We start from the raw sequence: 18,548 nt of genomic DNA on the forward strand, positions 1-18,548 counted from the left end.
TCACGGTGGCTGGCTGGTCCGCGGGAGAGTGCCGCCGACGATTGAGCTGTAGAAAAGTTGAACTTCCAAGTCAACAATCAAGGCGCATGGGCGGCGGAATTTGGTTTGGACCGTGACGGGATCGCGCGGGCGGCATGAATTTTTATGCGCGGTGCGATGTTCGCAGTCGTGCGCAGGCCCGCGCTCGAGGTCGCGTCCGGAACCGGCTTCGCCGCGTGAGAAGAAGCGTTGACCCGCCGACTGAATATGATAATAAACTCCCCTATGACACTGATTTCGTTGAGGAAATTGGAGCAGTTCTAAAGTGGGTGATGACCGACCGCCGCCGCTGCAGGATCGCTCGACGACCGCGACGTTCGTTGCGGCGCGACGGGTCCTCATCGCCGAAGAGCTCTTCGGCTCGGCGCAGGAGGTCGAGATCCGCCTGGGCGAAACCAGCTACCGGCTGCGGCTGACGCGCGCCGGCAAGCTCATCCTGACCAAGTAGGAGTGTGCGTGATGCCCGAATGTCCGTTTACCTTCCGCGCCTACCGGTCGGCGCTGACGTGCGCCACGCTGGCGGCGCTTCTCGCCTGTTTTGCGCCGCTTGCGGGCCATGCGGCCGAGCCGAGCCGGATCGTAGCCGTCGGCGGTGCGGTCTCCGAGACGCTGTATGCGATTGGCGCCGATGATCGCATCGCCGGCGTGGACTCGACCAGCCTGTATCCGCCGCAAGCTCAGGCGAAGCCGAATGTCGGCTGTATGCGTGCGCTGTCGGCCGAAGGCGTCCTTGCACTGTCGCCGGATCTCATCCTGATCGAGGATGGGTCGGGTCCGCCCGACGCCCTGGCGCTGATGAAGGCCTCGGGCGTGCCGGTGGTGTCCGTGCCGAGCGGCCACGGCGCTGAGGAACTCGCCGAGAAGATCGAGACGGTCGCGAAGGCGGTCGGCAAGGACGCGGCCGGCGAGGCGCTGGCCCAGACGGTCGAGGCGAAGCTCGCCAGGCTGCAGGCCGAACTCGCAAAGCTTCCCGCGCACAAGCGCGTGCTCTTCGTCCTGTCGGTAGTCGACGGTCAGGCGCGGGGCGCCGGCACCGACACGGCGGCCGATGCGATGATCCGCCTCGCCGGCGGCGACAACGTCCTTGCCGGCGTAAAGGGCTACAAGGCACTGTCCGCCGAGGCCGCGGCGACGCTCGCGCCGGACGTGATCGTGATGATGACCGGCGCCGGCCCGCAGCACGATGCCGATCCGTTCGCGGTGCCGGCGCTGAAGGCGACCCCGGCCGGCAAGGCCGGCGCGCTGATCCGTATGGATGGCGCCTATCTGCTCGGCTTCGGTCCGCGCACGGCGGATGCGGCGCGCGATTTCGCTGCCAAGCTCTACCCGAGCGCGATCGAACCGGCACCGTGAGCGCCGGCGAAGCGTCGGTGGCGGCGCACCGGCCGGCCGGTGATCGCTCGCTCCAGCAGGCGGTCGCGATCGCGCTGCTGGCGGCTGCGCTGGTGTTCGTCTGCATCCTGGCGATCGGCGTCGGACCCGCGGCCCTCCCGCCCGGCCGGGTGCTTGCCATCCTCGCCGCCGGGCCGCACGGTACCGCCTATCCACTCGGCGACACCGTGATCGTCTGGCAGATCCGCCTGCCGCGCGTCTTGATGGGCGCACTCATCGGCGCGACGCTGGCGCTCGCCGGTGCGGTGATGCAGGGCCTGTTCCGCAACCCCCTGGCCGATCCGGGGATCGTCGGCGTGTCGTCCGGCGCCGCGCTCGGCGCGGTCGCGATGATCGTCCTCGGCGGCGGTCCGCTCGCTCCGGTCGCGCTGCTTCTCGGCCCTTATGCGCTGCTCGTCGCCGCCTTCGTTGGCGGCCTTCTCGCCACGCTGGTGCTTTACGTCATTGCAACGCGCGGTGGCCTGACATCGGTCGCGACGATGCTGCTCGCCGGCATCGCACTCGGCGCCTTCGCCGCAGCGCTGACGGGGCTGATGATCTTCGGCAGCACCGACACGCAGCTGCGCGACATCACCTTCTGGAGCCTCGGCGGGCTCGGCGGGCTGACTTGGACGAAGCTGTTCGTCACCGCGCCGGTGATGCTCGCCATCCTCGTTGCCGCGCCGGTCCTGGCGCGCGGCCTCGATGCCCTGGTGCTCGGTGAGGCCGAGGCGTTCCATCTCGGCTTCCGGGTCCAGCGCCTGAAGCGCCTCGCGATCTTCCTCGTCGCGGCGGCGACGGGCGCCGCCGTCGCGGTGTCCGGCAGCATCGGCTTCGTCGGCATCGTCGTGCCGCACCTCCTGCGCCTCGCCGTCGGCGCCGACCACCGTTTCCTCCTGCCGGCCTCCGCGCTCGGCGGCGGCGTGCTCCTGGTACTCGCCGACATGGGTGCGCGCACGCTGGTCGCGCCGGCCGAGTTGCCGATCGGCATCATCACCGCAACACTCGGCGCGCCGTTCTTCCTTTGGCTGCTGCTTCAGCGCCGTGCGCTGACGGGAGTCTAAGCCATGCTGCTGACCCTCGACGACGTCTGCGTGCGCGCCGATGGGCAACAGATCCTCGGCCCGGTCTCCATCGCGCTCCAGCCGCGCACGCTCACCGCCGTAGTCGGGCCGAACGGTGCCGGCAAATCGACGCTGGTGAAGGCGATGAGCGGCGAGATCCACCCGGCGGCGGGCCGGGTGCGCCTCGACGGCGACGACGTGGCCACCCTGGCGCCGGCGATCCTCGCCACCCGCCGGGCGGTGCTGCCGCAGGCGAGCGCCATCGCCTTTCCCTTCACCGTCTTCGAGATCGTGCAGCTCGGACTGCGCCAACGCGGCGGCCTCGACGCCAGCGCGCGGCGGCGGATCGTGGCGGAGGCGCTCGCGATCGTCGACCTCGCCCGCTTCGGCGACCGGCTGTATCCGAGCCTGTCCGGCGGCGAGCAACAGCGCACGCAGCTCGCCCGCGTGCTCTGCCAGATCGGCGCCCCGGTCGAGACCGGCCGCGCCAAGCTCCTGATCCTCGACGAGCCGACCGCGAGCCTCGACGTGCGCCACCAGGTCGACGTGCTCGCCGTCGCCCGGCGCTTCGCCGATGCGGGCGGCGCGGTGGTCGCGGTGCTGCATGACCTGAACCTCGCGGCAGGCTTTGCCGATCGGGTTCTTCTAATGCAGTCGGGCAGGATCGTCGCCGACGAGGCGCCGGAACCGCTACTCGCGGGGGGGCAACTCGCCGACGTGTTCGGCATCCGGATGGTGGTACTGCGACCGGCTGGTTGGTTGCGCTCGGCGGTGCTGCCCGACTTCCCTTCGCTTGCGCTGTCGGGGTAGGCGCCCATCGTCTCTTGCACCAGGGGTCGCCAACCCCTCGGCACCTTTGCGGAAGTCGACCGGCTTGATGGCCACCATCACCCGGACTGCACCCGTCGGACCGATCAGACGCCGGCCTTCAGGGCTTTGCTTGCCGCCGCGATCGACTTCGGGCTCGCATCGGGTCCGATGCGGACGACGACACCGCCGAGTTCCAGTTCGATCCCGCCGCTCGCTCGAGGCGCAGCCCACTTGCGGCGCGGCGGCATCGGCTGATCTCGCGGCACGGCCGCGGAGGGAGGCTCGACGATGACGGGGACAAAAGCCGATGATGCCGCCAAGCCCGCATCGACCTCCCGGCGCGCCTCACGCCGCCATCCAAAAACCTGTTGCGGTAACAGCCCGTGGCGACGGGCCACCTCCGAAACCGCCACGCCCGGAACCAACGTCTCTTCCAGGATCCGCGCTTTGTCGTCAGCAGACCACCGGCGGCGTCCCCCGGCGCCGTTGATCACCTCGATCCGGCGCATCGGCTTATGCGAAATGTCAAAACCAGGCACAGAACGATCCTCTTCTGAATCGTCAGACTCGCCCGTCTGGCCAAAACACGAAAGGTGGGGCCGGCGTGACGGTTACGAGCTGTCTCTAGAAGCCCAATCTCAAGAGTAGGGGCGACGCCTGAGGCAGCGAGGGGCGGGGCTACCGACCACAATCGGGAAGTATGTAAAGACAACGTTATGTAATCGTAAATGCACCGCGAGTACGTCAATATGATTTGCTTACTTTTTGGCCGCTTACGGATTTTCGATATTTTAATAGGTAGATCGTAGCCTGTTGTAAGGCAAGGGTGTGTCGCCGTGAACTGAAGGCGGAGAGTATCAATCATGTTCATGTCTAGTGGCGATCTTATTCTGGCAGCTCTCGATCGCTCGATGGCACGCATTGACTTTGATCTCAGCGGTAAGATCCTCGATGCGAATGTGAATTTCTGCGAGTTGATGGGGTATGCCGCTGCTGAAATCGTAGGCCAGCATCACCGCATTTTCGTGGAAGCGGAATATGCTGCTTCCTCCGATTACGACGCCTTTTGGAAGCAGTTGCGCGAGGGAAAGTTCATCTCCAGCGAATTTAAGCGGATCGGTAAGGGAGCGAGCGAGGTCTTTATTCGCGGCTCCTATAATCCAATCCGGGACCGTCGCGGTAAAGTCATCAAGATCGTGAAGTTTGCGAACGACATAACCAAACTGACCCAAACATCCCTTGAGCATAACGCGAAGCTTGATGCTATCAACCGTGCGCAAGCCAGCATCGAGTTCAGTGTAACGGGTGAGGTAATAACAGCTAATTCGAACTTTCTCAGCGCCATGGGATATCGGCTTGAGGAGATCGTGGGGCGGCAGCATCGCATGTTCGTCGATCCCGCCTATGCGGAATCAGCAGACTACGCGGCATTCTGGGATAAGCTTCGGAAGGGCGGTCTCGTTGCGGATGAGTTCAAGAGGATCGGGAAAGGTGGTCGCGAAGTCTATATTCAGGCTTCCTATAATCCGGTGTTTGGGCCGGGTGGAGATGTCATTAAGGTAGTCAAATACGCGACCGATGTTACTGGACGTGTGCAGGCCGTTGCAGAAATTAACGAGGCTCTCGGCCGCCTTGCCGATGGCGATCTTCAGCAGCGTATAGAGCACGAATTTATCCCGTCGCTGGACTCTCTGCGGCTCAATTTCAACAACTCGATGGATCGTCTGCAAGAGGCCATGCAGTCGGTGGGCGAGAATGCCCGAGGAATAGCCAGCGGATCGGAGCAGATCCGTATGGCGGCGGACGACCTTGCGAAGCGCACTGAGCAGCAGGCAGCGGCACTGGAAGAGACTTCCGGGGCTTTCTCCGAGCTGACCCGCGGGCTAAAATCGGCGGCACAGCAGGCTGAGGAGGCGGGTCAACTCGTTGCCAGGACGAAGTCCGGCGCCGAGCGGTCGGGCGTGACAGTCAGCCGTGCGGTGGATGCCATGAGCCAGATCGAGAAATCCTCGGATGCGATCGGCAAGATCATCGGGGTCATTGACGAAATCGCGTTTCAAACGAACCTCCTCGCCCTGAACGCGGGCGTTGAAGCGGCGCGCGCGGGCGAGGCCGGCAAGGGTTTCGCCGTAGTGGCGCAGGAGGTTCGTGGCTTGGCTCAGCGCTCTGCCGAAGCTGCAAAAGAAATCAAGGAGCTTATTTCGAAGTCGCGACAGCAGGTCGAAGCGGGAGTTGATCTGGTCAATGAAGCCGGGCGCACCCTGCAGGAGATCGTTTCGGAAGTCATCGAAATAGATCGCAACGTTCGCTTTATCGTGCAGAGCGCGCGGAATCAGTCGACAGGACTAGATGAAATCAACATTGCGATTGGCACCCTTAATACGGCGACGCAGCAGAATGCTGCGATGGTAGAGGAATCGACTGCGGCAAGCGCTGAACTCGCAGGCGAATCGTCGAGGTTGTCCGCAATGCTGAGCAACTTTAAGACAGGTAAACCGTCGACTTCGCGCGCCGTTAATCAACCGCACGATCTGCGCAAGAAGCTCGTTGCGTCGTTTAGCCGCTGAGAGGTCACTGCATCGGGCCTTCGGGGCTTGCTCCAAGGCCGCAGCTGCGACGTGTCGGATTTACCGCCACAATCGGCGTCGGCGCGAAGCCAATGACTGAGCGCCGGAGGTGTTTGCGGTGAATCGTCTTGGCGAAGTCCGCAAAGGTCAGGTAGTCGAGCGAGAAGTGCGGCCGTCGACTCTAGAAGTCCTGGATTTCAAGCGGCAAGCAGATTACGCGCATGCTCGAGGCCGAGAAACGGCTCTAGTTCACCAGCTCGGCCCGCATTTGGCTATTGAAGGTTCGACGAAGCCGTTCTGCATCGCCCTGCCGGGAGGGGGCCGCAGTCGGAAGTAGCTCGCGGCAGGCTCCAGCCGGTCCGTCCCCGGAATGACGCGGGCGCCGGACAGCGAGGTATCCGCAATCAGCGCCAAGCTAGGCTGGTGCAAGCTAAGGGTCGACTCTCTTACGAATTCAGGTTTATTCGAGGCGGCGAGGCTCTCTCGTGAGCGCGACAGGCCCTTAGAGGTGCGAGATGATCGAGAACACCGCCTCCCAGGAGGTCGGATGCCAAGCGGCCATGGTGAGCGCTCCGGTAGAAGGCGGATGGGCGTCTGAAGCAAACGCGTGGCTAGCTGCCGTCGTTGACAACTCGGACGATGCGATCGTCACCAAGACATTGGATGGCGTCATCACGACATGGAACCCTGGCGCTGAGCGCCTCTTCGGGTATGCCCAGGATGAGGCAGTTGGGCGCCCGATAACTATGCTAATTCCAGAGGACCGCTTGTCCGAAGAGGACGACATCCTAAGGAGGGTACGCGCTGGGGATCGGGTGGACCACTTCGAGACCGTGCGCCGCCGGAAGAACGGGGAGTTGGTGGAAATTTCCGTCACAGTCTCTCCGGTACGCGATCGGAATGGCGCGATCCTCGGTGCGTCCAAAATCGCGCGCGACATAACTGAGCAGAAGCGCGCTGTCGCGAGACAGGAAATTTTGCTGCGTGAAATGAACCATCGCGTCAGCAACTTATTTAGCCTTATGGGAGGCTTAGTTACACTTAGCGCAAAGTCCGCAATTAGTGTAACCGATCTTGCGGAAGATCTTCGATCACGCATCCACGCTCTATCAAGGGCTCACAAACTTACAACGCCTGACGTTTCCGGTCTTACCGGAGTAGATCGTCCAACGGATGTCGCTACATTATTGAAGGCAATAATTGAGCCCTATGTGAAAAATGAGTGCTCCCATAGGATAATATCGTTATCCGACACGGATATTGCCGGAAAAGCGCTTATGTCAATGGCTCTGCTACTCAACGAATTGGCGACAAATTCTGTCAAGTATGGAGCGCTGTCCGGCTCTGGTGGGAATTTGACGGTGGAACTGCAAAGCACTGGCGAAAGCCTTCTTATGCTTTGGTTGGAATCGAAGGTACCGTCGCCACCGAAGCATGTTGAACGAGAGGGCTTCGGCTCGGTGCTTCAGCTCGCAACGGTCAGTGACCTTGGCGGACACTTGGAACGCCGATTCACCGCCGACGGCGTCATAATCAAGCTGGAGGTCCCATTGCAGGGCCGGGCCGGTTGAAGCTATTTCCGCTGGGGTTGGAAATGCATTGACGCTCGAAAGTGCCGTCCTCACGTTCCTTCAACTTTCGAACCAGCTGCGGTAGTGGCCGCGTTCGACGAAATTGGGTTGCATCTGGTCCGGGGTGAGCGAGAGGTTGTTGCCTTGACCACTGAGCCCAACCGCGCCCGTCTCCTGCGCGCAATCCTTTCGGTCGGCGGCGCGGCAGGGGCCGTAGTCCATCACTGGTAAAACGCAGCTTCCTTTCAAGTCCCTTATGCAACGGCTGCAGCTTCGCTCGGCGCGAATCCTGCCCGCGGCTAAGGAGGGACGGGTGTAGTCGGAACCGGCCCGGCGATGGGCGAGCGCAGAGCCTTCAGTTGCCTCAACCGCTGGCCGCCGCGCATCACCAGAAGCCGTTCGCACATGTGGTCGATCACTGCGAGGTTGTGGCTGACGAGTATGGAGGTGAGGGCTCACTCCTCCCGTAGACACGCCAGCAGGTGGAGGACCTCCGTCTGCTGCAGCCGCGAGCCGACGCGTGTCGCTGGTCAGCGACCCCCGCAAGTCGCGGCCGGGCGGTGCCCCGGCCGAAGGGGAGATGGCCGCTCGAGTCGACGACGGTGTACAGAAGCTTGGATAACAGGGTGAGGGCTATGAAGGCGACGCTGATGACGGTGGTGCCGCCCGGGCTGCGTTAAGGTCGAGAAAGCACTGCCTGAGTAATAGCTCATGCAGCCAGACGACGCGCCGCTCCGGCGCGCCCTCGACCCCTGCCGCCGCGACGAACCCTGAGCCAACTGCGACTTCGTCCACTGGACGGCGCCAAAACCGAGTGTCTTCACGCAACCTGTATCACCGGCGCTCGCGGCGTCACCTGCCTCACTATCGACAAAGCGCGGTGAATGCCTAATCTTTCGCCTTATTACTTTTTTGTGCAGGGTGGATTGACGGGGAGCGCGAGGGTCTGTCAGTCTCGCCAAATGGAACTCGGTATCCGATAACGGAACAACCGCATGTCGATCCTGCAAAATGCTGCCAATGTCCTGCGCTGCTTCGGCACCGGTTGTGTCGACTTGACGGTGACCGGCATCTCGGAGCGTCTTGACCTGCCAAAAGCATCAGCCTCGCGACTGCTGCGGGCGATGCAGGAGGCCGGGATGCTCGAGACCATCGCCGGCACACGCCGCTACCGGCCGGGGCGGACGATGCTCGACCTCGCGGCGGCCTTTCGGCGCTCATCCGGGATCATCGGCCTGGCGAGCGCGGCGGTTTTTCGGGTCAGTCGCGAATTCGGGCACACGGGATACGTCTCGATTCTCGACGGTCGCGAGGTCACCGCGGTCGCCGACTTCGAGGGCACCAACGCTCTCCGGGTGGTGTCGACGATCGGGCGGCGCCACGCCGCGCACCAGACTGCAACGGGGCGAACGCTTCTGGCCCGACTCTCCGTCGAGCAGCTTGCGGCGCTTTATCCGGAGGTGGACGCGCCGCCGGCGCTACGGCGCGAACTCGCGGCCGTCCGGTCTCAGGGTTATGCGCTGTCGCACCAGGAGGCGGCGGCCGGCGTCGACGGGATCGCCGTCGCGGTGGCTGATCCGATGACCGAAGAGGCCGTCAGCCTCTGTATCGTCTATCCGCACTCGCCCGTCAGCGAGAAGGAGCGCGACGCGATGATCGCCGCGCTCGCCAGAGGGGCCGCGCAGATCGCCGACGCGGTTGGTGACGAGGCCTTCCAGCCGCCGAAGCTAATTAACAAGGTGCTGACATGACTGTTCTAGAAAACCGTTGGCGCATCGGCTTCGACATCGGCGGCACCTTCACCGACTTCGTCCTCTACGATGCCCGAGACGCGCGCGTGATCCTGCACAAGCGGCTGACGACGCCGCACGACCCTTCCGAGGCGGCGCTGATCGGTCTGCTGGAGCTTCTCGAAATGGGCGGCATCACCCATGCCGACGTCGCCGAGATCGTCCATGGCACGACGCTTGTCACCAACGCGGTGATCGAGCGCAAGGGGGCGCCGGTCGGCCTGATTACTACCCAGGGTTTCCGCGATATTCTCGAGATGGGAACCGAGCAGCGCTACGACATATACGACCTGTTCGTGCAGTTTCCAGAGCCCATGGTGCAGCGCGACATGCGCCTCGAGGTGCCCGAGCGGATCGACGGGCTCGGCCGAATTGTCACCCCGCTCGACGAGACGGCGGTTCGGCGGGCCGCGGAGGCGCTGGTGGCGCAGGGCTGCGAGGCGATCGCCGTCGTGTTTCTCCACGCCTATGCCAACCCGGCGCACGAGGAGCGGGCCGCCGCGATCATTCGCGACGCGTTCCCCAACCTCGCCGTCTCGGTCTCCAGCGCCGTTGTGGCCGAGATCGGTGAGTACAAGCGCGCCGTGACGACCACGGCTAACGCCTTCGTGCAGCCGCTGATGCACCGCTACCTGACGAAGATTGAGGCGGCGCTTGCCGGTGCCGGCTTTGGGGGTGCGCTCCGGCTGATGCATTCGGCAGGTGGGCTCGTGTCGCTGGAAACCGCGCGGGCCTTCCCGATCCGCCTCCTGGAGAGCGGACCAGCCGGCGGGGGCCTTGCCACGGCGCTGTTCGGCGCGGCTGCCGGGTTGTCCGATGTCATCTCATTCGACATGGGCGGCACCACCGCCAAAGCCTGTATGATCGAGGCCGGGCGGGCCGAGGTCGCGCCCGAGATCGAGGCTGCGCGGGTGCATCGCTTCACCAAGGGATCCGGCCTGCCGATCCGGGTGCCGGTGATCGAGATGATCGAGATCGGCGCCGGTGGTGGTTCGATCGCTGCAACCGACGAGGTGGGCTTGCTGAAGGTCGGGCCGCGCTCTGCGGGCTCCGATCCGGGACCTGCTTGCTACGGCATGGGCGGTGTGGAGCCGACGGTGACCGACGCCAATCTGGTGCTCGGCTACTACGATCCGGGCTTTTTTCTGGGCGGTCGGATGCCGCTTAACCTCCAGGCAGCGCGAGCCGCCGTCGGCCGGCTCGGCACGACGCTTGGTCTCGGTATCGATGCGATGGCGCTCGGCATCCACAAGGTCGTGGTCGAGAACATGGCCTCGGCAGCCCGGGTGCATCTGGTTGAGCGCGGCAAGGATCCGCGGCAATACGCGATGGTCGGCTTCGGCGGCGCCGGGCCGGCACATGCGGTCGACGTTGCCCGGGCCATGGGCATCGCTTCTGTTCTGGTGCCGCCGGCCTCCGGCGCGGCCTCGGCGCTCGGCTTCCTCGCTGCGCCGCTGTCCTTTGAGGGCGTGCGCTCGCAACGGGTCGAACTCGCGCCCGACTTCGACGCGGCCGCGCTGAACGCCACGCTCGCCGCGCTTGAAGTCGAGGCGATGCAGCACCTGCTGCGGGCCGGCGTGGCAGCCGGCGACGCGGTGGTCGAGCGCAGCGCCGACATGCGACTGGTGGGCCAGATGCACGAGATCGCTGTCCCGCTGCCGGCCGGGCCGTTGGCGCAGTCGGATTTCGATGCGATCCGCGACACCTTCGTCGCCGCCTATGCCGCCCGCTACGCGGCGCCGTTTTCAGGGGCGCGCTTCGAGGCGGTGAACTTCCGCGTCCGGGCGGTCGGCCCGACGCCCAAGCTCGCGCTCACCGGCGCGGCCGGCGGCGGTTCGGCCGGCGGTCGCATCAAGGGGACGCGTCGCTGCGTCTTCGAGAAGGGGACCTTCGACACGGCCGTCTACGACCGTTACGCGCTGCAGCCGGGTGAGGAGATCGCCGGCCCCGCCATCATTGAGGAGCGCGAGGCGACGACGGTGATCGGTCCGTCCGACCGGGTGACGATCGACGCGAGTCTGACCTTGTGCATCGCCATCGGCTCGCTGCCGGCCGCGGAGGCCCTGGTCACTGAGCGCATGGACCGCGCGACCGCAGTCGCCCGCATCACGGCCGACCCGGTCGGCCTTGAGATCATGTGGTCGCGCCTCGTCAACGTCGTCGAGGAGATGTGGCTGACCGTCTGCCGCACCGCCTTCTCGCTGGTGATCGCCGAGGCGCAAGACTTCGCCTGCGAGATGCTCGACAGGCAGGGTGAAACGCTTGCCCACTCGCCGCGGGCGATGCCGGTGTTCAACCTGACGCTGCCCTTGGCGGTCAAGGCGCTGCTCGCCCGCTACCCCGCCGAGACGCTGCGACCGGGCGATGTCCTGATCACCAACGATCCTTGGCTTTGCGCCGGTCATCTGTTCGACATCGCCCTCGTCACGCCGGCCTTCCGCGACGGGCGGCTGGTCGGGCTGATGGGAACGGTCGGCCACGTCTCCGACATCGGGGGCACGAAGGACTCGCTGCACGCCCGCGAGATCTATGAGGAGGGACTTCAGATCCCGCCGATGAAGCTGTTCGATGAGGGCCGCCCGAACGAGACGCTGATCGAGCTGATCCGCAAGAACGTGCGCAACGGCGAGCAGGTGCTCGGCGACGTCTTCTCCTTTGTTGCCGCCAACAGCCTCGGCGCCGAGCGTCTCACCGCCTTTATGGGCGATTACGGCATGTACGATCTCGGCGCGCTCAGCGAAGTCGTGCAGGGCCTCTCGGAAAAGGCGATGCGCGACGCCATTCGGGCGATCCCGGACGGCGAATATCGCAGCACGATCACCAACAACCCGCTCGGCGAAACCCTGACCTATCCGGTCACCGTGACCGTGTCGGGCGACCGCATAGCCATCGACTTCGCCGGCGCGCCGCCGCAGTTGCCGCAAGGCGGCCTCAACTCGACGCTGAACTATACGGCGGCGCATGCGACTTATCCGCTGAAGTGCATGCTGACGCCGACGGTGCGCGGCAATGCCGGCTGCTACCGAGCCTTCACCGTCCAGGCGCCGAAAGGCTCGATCCTCAACCCGACCTATCCAGCCGCGGTGAACATGCGCACCCGCACCGGTTGGTACCTGGCGCCCAACATCTTCACCGCGCTGTCCGGCGCGGCCTCACACGCCGTGCAGTCCTTCACCGGCCTGCCGACGCCGACCAACATCTACGGACGCGACGCTGACGGCCGCCTCTACTCAGACATGCTGTTCTGCGGCGGCGGGCAGGGCGGCTCGGCACGTGGCGACGGCCACTCGGCGCTGCTCTGGCCGACTTCGGCGGCCAACACCTCGGTCGAGTTGATCGAGACTCGGGCTCCGCTACTGGTGCTCGAAAAGGCCTTCCAGCCGGATTCCGGCGGTGCCGGACGGCACCGTGGCGGCCTCGGCCAGCGCGTGCGCCTACGCAAGCGCGACGAGGACGGGCTCGACATGCTGGTCTCTATCTATCCCGAGGGCGTCGACAATCCGATCGACGGCCTGTTCGGGGGCAAGCCGGGCGGTGCCGCCTCCGGCCGGGTTCTGGACGCGGACGGTACCGTCCTCAGGGACTGCGGCCACGGTGAACTTCTGACGCTGAAGCGCACGGGCGAGATCATCGAGGTCGTGCTGGCGGGCGGGGCGGGGTTTGGTTCGCCGCAGGAGCGCAATCCAGACGATGTGGCCCTGGATCTCGCGCTCGGCTTTGTCACCCCCGCCCATGTCGAGTCCCACTACCGCGCCAAGACGCCCGCCGCCCGAAGCGACGCCGAACCGGTAATTTGATCTCCGTCCCGACCAAGCAGCCAGGAGCATTGAGATGACGCAGTCCGCATTTTCGATCACGCGCCGTGGCCTGCTGGCCATGGCAGGCGCGGGGCTTGCCACGGCGTCGTTCCCCCCGCAGCTCTTCGCTCAGTCCGGCAAGGTGCTGATCATCGCATCGAACCAGGATATCCCGAACTTCGACCCACACACCGCTTCCGGCTATTCGGCTGCCTTCCTCCTGCGCAACGTCTACGATCCGCTGGTTCGCGTCGCCGGCAATCCGCCGGATTCGGTTCCCGGACTTGCCGAAAGCTGGACCGTCAGCCAGGACGGCACCACCTATACCTTCAAGCTGAACTCCGCTGCCAAGTTCCAGTCCGGCAGCCAGGTGACGGCCGAGGACGTCGTCTACTCCTTCGGCCGCGCGATGACGCTCGCCAAGGGCAATTCGTGGATGCTCCGCAACATCGTGACGCCGGAGAGCGTCAAGGCGACCAACGCGGGCACCGTCACCTTTACCCTCGCAAAGCCTTTTGCGGCTTTCGTTGCCGTGCTCCCGTGGTTCTTCATTGTCGAGAAGGCGGCGGTGGAGGCCAATCTCGGCAGCGACAACGGCCAGACCTGGCTGATGACAAACCTCGCCGGTTCAGGACCATTCACGGTCATGCGGGCTGAGCCGGGCACGCTCTACCAGCTTGGCCGCGCCGAAACGGCCTGGCAGCCTGGCGGCGGCGATCTCGACGGTGTCGTCTGGCAGATCGTGCGCGAAACGGCGACCCAGCGGCTGATGCTGCAGCGGGGCGAGGCGCACATCGCCGTCGACTTGACCTCGGAGGACATGGACGCACTGGACGGCGCTGCAAGCGTGGTCCGCGTGATCGAGCCGGAATACCGCACCTTCTCGATCAAGATGAACACCGGCCACGGCGCGCTCGCGGACGTGAACCTGCGCAAGGCGATCTCCTACGCCACCAATTACGAGGCGCTTAAGGACACGGCGGGCTATGCTGAGTTGATGGTCGGACCGCTGCCGAACGGCATCCTTGGGCATGATCCGAACCTTGAGGTGCCGCGGATGGACCTCGAAAAGGCCAAATCCTTCATGGCCAAGACCGAGAAGCCGGACGGGGGCTTCACGCTGAAGATGGTCTATGTCACCGGTCTTGAGCAGGAGCGGCGCTTCGCCCTCGTGATGCTCGACAGCTTGAAGGCGCTGAACATCGGGCTCAACATCCAGCCGCTCGCCTGGCCAGACATGGTGGCGGCCTGCGCCAGCACCGAAACGGTCCCCGACCTTTTCCCGGTCTACCAGACAGCCAACTATGCCGATCCCGACAACATCGCCTTCGCAGCCTACCATTCGGCCAACAATGGCAGCTGGCAGAACCCGGTGTTCCACGATCCGAAGGTCGACGCGCTGATTGAGGCGGCGCGAACAGCGACCGACAAAGCCGAGCGCGTCGACCTCTACAAGCAGTTCCAGAAAACCATTGTCGCCGACGCGCCCGATATCTTCGGCGTCCTCGAGAAGCGCAAGCTCGGGCTGCGCGACGCGGTCGAGAACTACGCCTTCTCGCCGGTAGCCGCTAACGCCATCGAGTGCTGGCCGCTGTCCCTGGCTTGACGCGAACCGCCTCCGGGCCTCCGCGGTCCCGGAGGACCGCCCGCTCGCCCCCGGGTGACCGCCGAGCCGCTCGACGGGGCCGTCTGTCCGCGTCGGGCGACCATCTCGATCATCGGTGAGCCTCCCATGCATCCCGTCGGCGCGCTTCAAGCGGCACGACCTAGCCCGGACCAGCACCATGCTCCAGTTCATCCTCAGGCGGATTCTGCTGCTGATCCCTGTAATCTTTGGGCTGACGATCATCATGTTCGTGATCGCTCGTCTCCTGCCGGGCGATCCCGTCGGACTTGCCGCTGGCGCGAACGCGACGCAGGCCGAGCGCCAGGCGCTGGCGACGGAGTTCGGCCTCGACCGGCCGATCTGGGCGCAATACGGCACGTATGTGGCGGGGCTCGCCCGCGGCGATCTCGGGCGCTCGCTGCTGACCCGCCGGCCAGTGGCGCAAGACATCGCGACCTACCTGCCAGCGACGCTGGAACTGGTGCTCGCCGCTCTGGCGCTTGCCGTTATCCTCGGCGTGCCGCTCGGCCTGTTGACAGCGCTGTGGCGCAACCGATGGCCGGACTACCTCTCGCAGGTCGTGGCCATCGGCGCGATCTCGATGCCGCGTTTCTTCCTCGGCCTCCTGCTGCAGCTCGTCTTCGCCATGTGGCTGATGTGGCTGCCGCTCGGCGGCCGCCTGCCGATTATCGTCTTTCCGCCGCACAAGGTGACGGGCTTCCTCACGATTGACGCGCTGCTCTCCGGCAACGGGACGATCTTCGTCACGGCGCTGCGCCATCTCGCGATGCCGACGATCGCACTGTCGCTCTCCCCGCTCGCCACCATCATGCGGATGATGCGGGCGTCGGCAATCGAAGTGATGGGGCAGGACTACGTCACCACCGCGCGGGCGCTCGGGCTGCCGCGCCGCAAGATCGTCACCAAGGTGATCGCCCGCAACGCCTTCTCGGCGACGCTGACGGTGATCGGCCTGTATTTCGGCTGGCTGCTCGGCGGCACGGTGCTGGTCGAAACCGTATTCGACTGGCCAGGGCTTGGACTCTATGCCACCAAGGCGATCGTGTCCCAGGACATGATGCCGGTGATCGGCGTTGCGCTGGTGTCCGGGCTGATCTTCGTGGTCGCCAACCTTCTGATCGACACCGCCTACGGGTTGATCAACCCCAAGGTCCGCTACGCATGAGCAAGCTCGCCGATCCGATCGCAGCGACGGCCGCAGGTCCTGTGCGCCGCGAAAAGCTCGCCCGGGCGCTTTTCCGCTTCCGCCAGAGTCGGCTGTCGCTGCTCGGCGCGGCGATCGTCGCCCTCGTCCTGTTCTTCGCGCTGTTAGGTTCGGTGCTCGCGCCCTACCCGGACGACGTGCGCGGCAGCGTCAGTACCGCAGCGCGCTTTCTCGCTCCTTCGGCAGCCCATCCTTTCGGCACCAACGAGGTCGGCCAGGACGTCCTGTCGCTGACCATGGCGGGTACCACCGTCTCGGTGCTGGCCGGGTTCGGCGTCGTGATCATCGGCTCCCTCCTCGGCACGCTGGTCGGTGCCGTGGCGGGGTTCGCGGGCGGGCTTGTGGACGAAGCGCTGATGCGCTTCACCGATCTGGTGCTCACCATCCCGAGCCTGATCCTGGCGATGGCGATCGCCGCGGCCCTCGGGCCCGGCTTCGAGAACATGGTGCTGGCGATCTCGCTGTCCTGGTGGCCGGGCTACGCGCGTCTGGTGCGCGGCGAGGTGCTGGCGGCGCGCGAGGAGGTCTATGTCACCGCGGCACGCGCCATCGGCGCGTCGCCAGCGCGCGTCCTGTTTCGGCACATCCTGCCCAATTGCCTGTCGCCGATCATTGTCAAGATGTCGCTCGACATGGGCTTCGCCATCCTCACCGTCGCTGGCCTCGGCTTCATCGGCATCGGCGTCCGGCCGCCGACGCCCGAATGGGGAACGCTTCTGTCGACCGCCCGGTCCTACATGCCCGACTACTGGTGGACGGCGATGGCGCCGGGGATGGCGATGTTCCTGGCCGTGTTCGGTTTCAACCTCCTCGGCGACGGCCTCCGGGACGTGCTTGACCCAAGGGGACGACGCTGATGTCCGAGGCGCTGCTCGAGATCCGCGATCTTCACCTCACGATGTCCAGCTTCGACGGCCTCGCTCATGTCCTGAACGGTGTCGACCTGACTGTACGCCGGGGCGAGGTCTGGGGTGTGGTCGGCGAGTCAGGTTGCGGCAAGTCGCTGACCGGCCTGTCGATCTCGCGCCTCGTGCCGACGCCGCCGGCGCGTTACCCGCAAGGGAGCATCCGCTTCGAGGGCGAGGATCTGATGCGGCTCGCGCCGCACCGGATGCAGGCGCTGCGCGGCAAGAGGATCGGGATGATCTTCCAGGATCCGACCACCAATCTCAATCCGACCGTGCGGATCGGCGAGCAACTGGTCGACGTCGCGCTCGCCGCCGCGTCGCACGATCCCTCGCTCCTCGACGATGCGACGCCGCAGCAGTTCGGCCGCCGCCGCCAGGCGCGCGACCTTGCGGCACGGTTGCTGGAGCGGGTCGGCATTCCCGATGCGCAAGCCCGTCTTGCGAGCTACCCGCACGAGTTTTCGGGCGGCATGCGCCAGCGCGTCCTGATCGCGATGGCGCTGATCGGGCGGCCGGATCTCCTGATCGCAGACGAGCCGACCACGGCCCTGGACGTGTCGGTGCAGGCGCAGATCCTGAAGCTCATCCAAAGCATGGTCGCGGATCACGACATCGGCGTGATCCTGATCACCCACAATCTCGGCGTTGTCGCCGAGACCTGCACCCACGTGGCGGTGATGTACGCCGGCAATGTCGTCGAGACTGGGCCGGTCGCCGCGGTGATCGAGCGGCCGGCGCATCCCTACACGCGGGCCCTGATGGCGGCGATTCCGATGCGCGACACGCCGCGCGGGCAACTGCAGGGACTGCCCGGGGTCGTGCCGGATCTGATCCGTCCACCCCCCGGTTGCCGCTTCGCGCCCCGCTGCGACCGTGCGACGGCGGAATGCCGGGCCCGCTTTCCGGGGACCGGCCCGGTCGCGCCGGGGCACGCGGTCGCCTGCTATCATCCCGTGCGGCAGCCAAAGATCGCCGATGGTTGAGCCGATCCTCGAGATCCAGGGCGTCCGCAAGACGTATCCCGCCCGCCGCAGTCTGTTTGGACGCAGCGCCGCCGTCGATGCGCTGAAAGGAGTCTCCCTGGCGGTCACTCCGGGCGAGAGCTTCGGCCTGGTCGGCGAGAGCGGCTCGGGCAAGACAACGCTGACCCGGTCGATCCTGCGGCTCGAAGCCCCGACCGCCGGCCGCATTCTGTTCAAGGGTGAGGACATGGCGCGGCTGGGACCGAAGGCGCTGCGGACGCTGCGGGCCAGGATCCAGATCGTGTTTCAAGACCCTTACGCCTCACTAAACCCGCGGATGACGGTCGAAGAGATCGTCAGCGAGCCGATGCTGGTCCACCGCGACATCCTGCGCCTCGACCGCGCCGGGCGGCGTGACCGGGCCGCCGAACTGCTCGCGCTTGTCGGCCTCTCGACCCAGCACCTTGCCCGCAATCCGCACGAATTCTCCGGCGGGCAGCGGCAGCGGATCGGCATCGCCCGCGCCCTGGCCGCCGGGCCGGAGCTCCTCCTCCTCGACGAGCCGACCTCCGCACTCGACGTATCGGTCCAGGCTCAGGTGCTCAACCTCCTGATCGACCTGCAGGACCGTCTCGGGCTGACCTACTTGTTTATCAGCCACGATCTCGCGGTGGTGCGATATCTCTGCGACCGCGTTGCGCTGATCCACAGCGGCGTTCTAGTCGAGGAAGGGCCGACGCGCGAAATTTTCGACGCGCCGCAGAGCGACTACGCCCGCATGCTGCTCGGCGCCGCGCCGAAGGTGAGGGTGCCGCCGGCGACGCCGTCCGGCTGAGCC

14 protein-coding genes are annotated in these 18,548 nt (G+C 65.5%); 13 read left to right on the forward strand and 1 reads right to left on the reverse strand.

The annotated features are described in order from the left end of the window. Positions 1-304 precede the first annotated feature (304 nt). Genes hemP through NPA30_RS05170 form a run of 4 tightly spaced genes read left to right on the forward strand, consistent with a single transcriptional unit; the run spans position 305 to position 3,284 of the window. Positions 305-487 carry a hemin uptake protein HemP gene (hemP, locus tag NPA30_RS05155; protein WP_256801289.1) on the forward strand — a complete coding sequence of 61 codons (183 nt, stop codon included), beginning with the start codon at positions 305-307 and terminating at the stop codon, positions 485-487. Between the two features lie 11 nt (positions 488-498). Then, positions 499-1,392, forward strand: coding sequence for a heme/hemin ABC transporter substrate-binding protein (locus NPA30_RS05160; RefSeq protein WP_256801290.1), 894 nt, complete (start codon positions 499-501; stop codon positions 1,390-1,392). After that, positions 1,389-2,474: a FecCD family ABC transporter permease gene (locus NPA30_RS05165; protein ID WP_256801291.1), complete on the forward strand. Its 1,086-nt coding sequence runs from the start codon at positions 1,389-1,391 to the stop codon at positions 2,472-2,474. Before NPA30_RS05160 ends, NPA30_RS05165 begins: the two co-directional genes overlap by 4 nt. A 6-nt stretch (positions 2,475-2,480) precedes the next feature. Next, a complete protein-coding gene (locus NPA30_RS05170; protein ID WP_372338757.1) occupies positions 2,481-3,284 on the forward strand; it encodes a heme ABC transporter ATP-binding protein in 804 nt (267 codons plus the stop codon). Positions 3,285-3,388: 104 nt separating this feature from the next. Here the strand turns inward: NPA30_RS05170 and tnpA are convergent, their stop codons facing one another. Then, positions 3,389-3,823: an IS66-like element accessory protein TnpA gene (gene tnpA, locus NPA30_RS05175; RefSeq protein WP_256801293.1), complete on the reverse strand. Its 435-nt coding sequence runs from the start codon at positions 3,821-3,823 to the stop codon at positions 3,389-3,391. A 324-nt stretch (positions 3,824-4,147) separates the two neighbouring features. On the opposite strand from tnpA, the gene NPA30_RS19535 reads away from it, so the two are divergent. The 9 genes from NPA30_RS19535 (at position 4,148) to NPA30_RS05225 (ending at position 18,545) form a co-directional block, all read left to right on the forward strand. Then, a complete protein-coding gene (locus tag NPA30_RS19535) occupies positions 4,148-5,851 on the forward strand; it encodes a methyl-accepting chemotaxis protein (protein ID WP_306228707.1) in 1,704 nt (567 codons plus the stop codon). A gap of 515 nt (positions 5,852-6,366) precedes the next feature. Then, complete coding sequence (locus tag NPA30_RS05190) at positions 6,367-7,422, forward strand: sensor histidine kinase (RefSeq protein WP_256801294.1); 1,056 nt, start codon at positions 6,367-6,369, stop codon at positions 7,420-7,422. A gap of 995 nt (positions 7,423-8,417) precedes the next feature. Next, the gene (locus NPA30_RS05195) at positions 8,418-9,173 is read left to right on the forward strand and encodes an IclR family transcriptional regulator (protein WP_256801295.1); all 756 of its coding nucleotides are present in this window, start codon (positions 8,418-8,420) and stop codon (positions 9,171-9,173) included. Beyond that, a complete protein-coding gene (locus NPA30_RS05200; protein WP_256801296.1) occupies positions 9,170-13,009 on the forward strand; it encodes a hydantoinase B/oxoprolinase family protein in 3,840 nt (1,279 codons plus the stop codon). The genes NPA30_RS05195 and NPA30_RS05200 overlap by 4 nt, the downstream gene beginning before the upstream one ends. Positions 13,010-13,043: 34 nt before the next feature. Beyond that, positions 13,044-14,615 carry an ABC transporter substrate-binding protein gene (locus tag NPA30_RS05205; protein ID WP_256801297.1) on the forward strand — a complete coding sequence of 524 codons (1,572 nt, stop codon included), beginning with the start codon at positions 13,044-13,046 and terminating at the stop codon, positions 14,613-14,615. A 178-nt stretch (positions 14,616-14,793) separates the two neighbouring features. Beyond that, a complete protein-coding gene (locus NPA30_RS05210; protein ID WP_256801298.1) occupies positions 14,794-15,801 on the forward strand; it encodes an ABC transporter permease in 1,008 nt (335 codons plus the stop codon). Further along, the gene (locus NPA30_RS05215; protein ID WP_256801299.1) at positions 15,798-16,697 is read left to right on the forward strand and encodes an ABC transporter permease; all 900 of its coding nucleotides are present in this window, start codon (positions 15,798-15,800) and stop codon (positions 16,695-16,697) included. The genes NPA30_RS05210 and NPA30_RS05215 overlap by 4 nt, the downstream gene beginning before the upstream one ends. Then, complete coding sequence (locus tag NPA30_RS05220) at positions 16,697-17,731, forward strand: ABC transporter ATP-binding protein (RefSeq protein ID WP_256801300.1); 1,035 nt, start codon at positions 16,697-16,699, stop codon at positions 17,729-17,731. The genes NPA30_RS05215 and NPA30_RS05220 overlap by 1 nt, the downstream gene beginning before the upstream one ends. Next, entirely contained in the window at positions 17,724-18,545 is an 822-nt protein-coding gene (locus tag NPA30_RS05225) for an ATP-binding cassette domain-containing protein (RefSeq protein ID WP_256801301.1), read from the forward strand. The genes NPA30_RS05220 and NPA30_RS05225 overlap by 8 nt, the downstream gene beginning before the upstream one ends. The last annotated feature ends 3 nt before the right edge of the window (positions 18,546-18,548 follow it).

It is taken from the genome of Mangrovibrevibacter kandeliae (assembly GCF_024519155.1).
Lineage (GTDB): Bacteria > Pseudomonadota > Alphaproteobacteria > Rhizobiales > Rhizobiaceae > Mangrovibrevibacter > Mangrovibrevibacter kandeliae.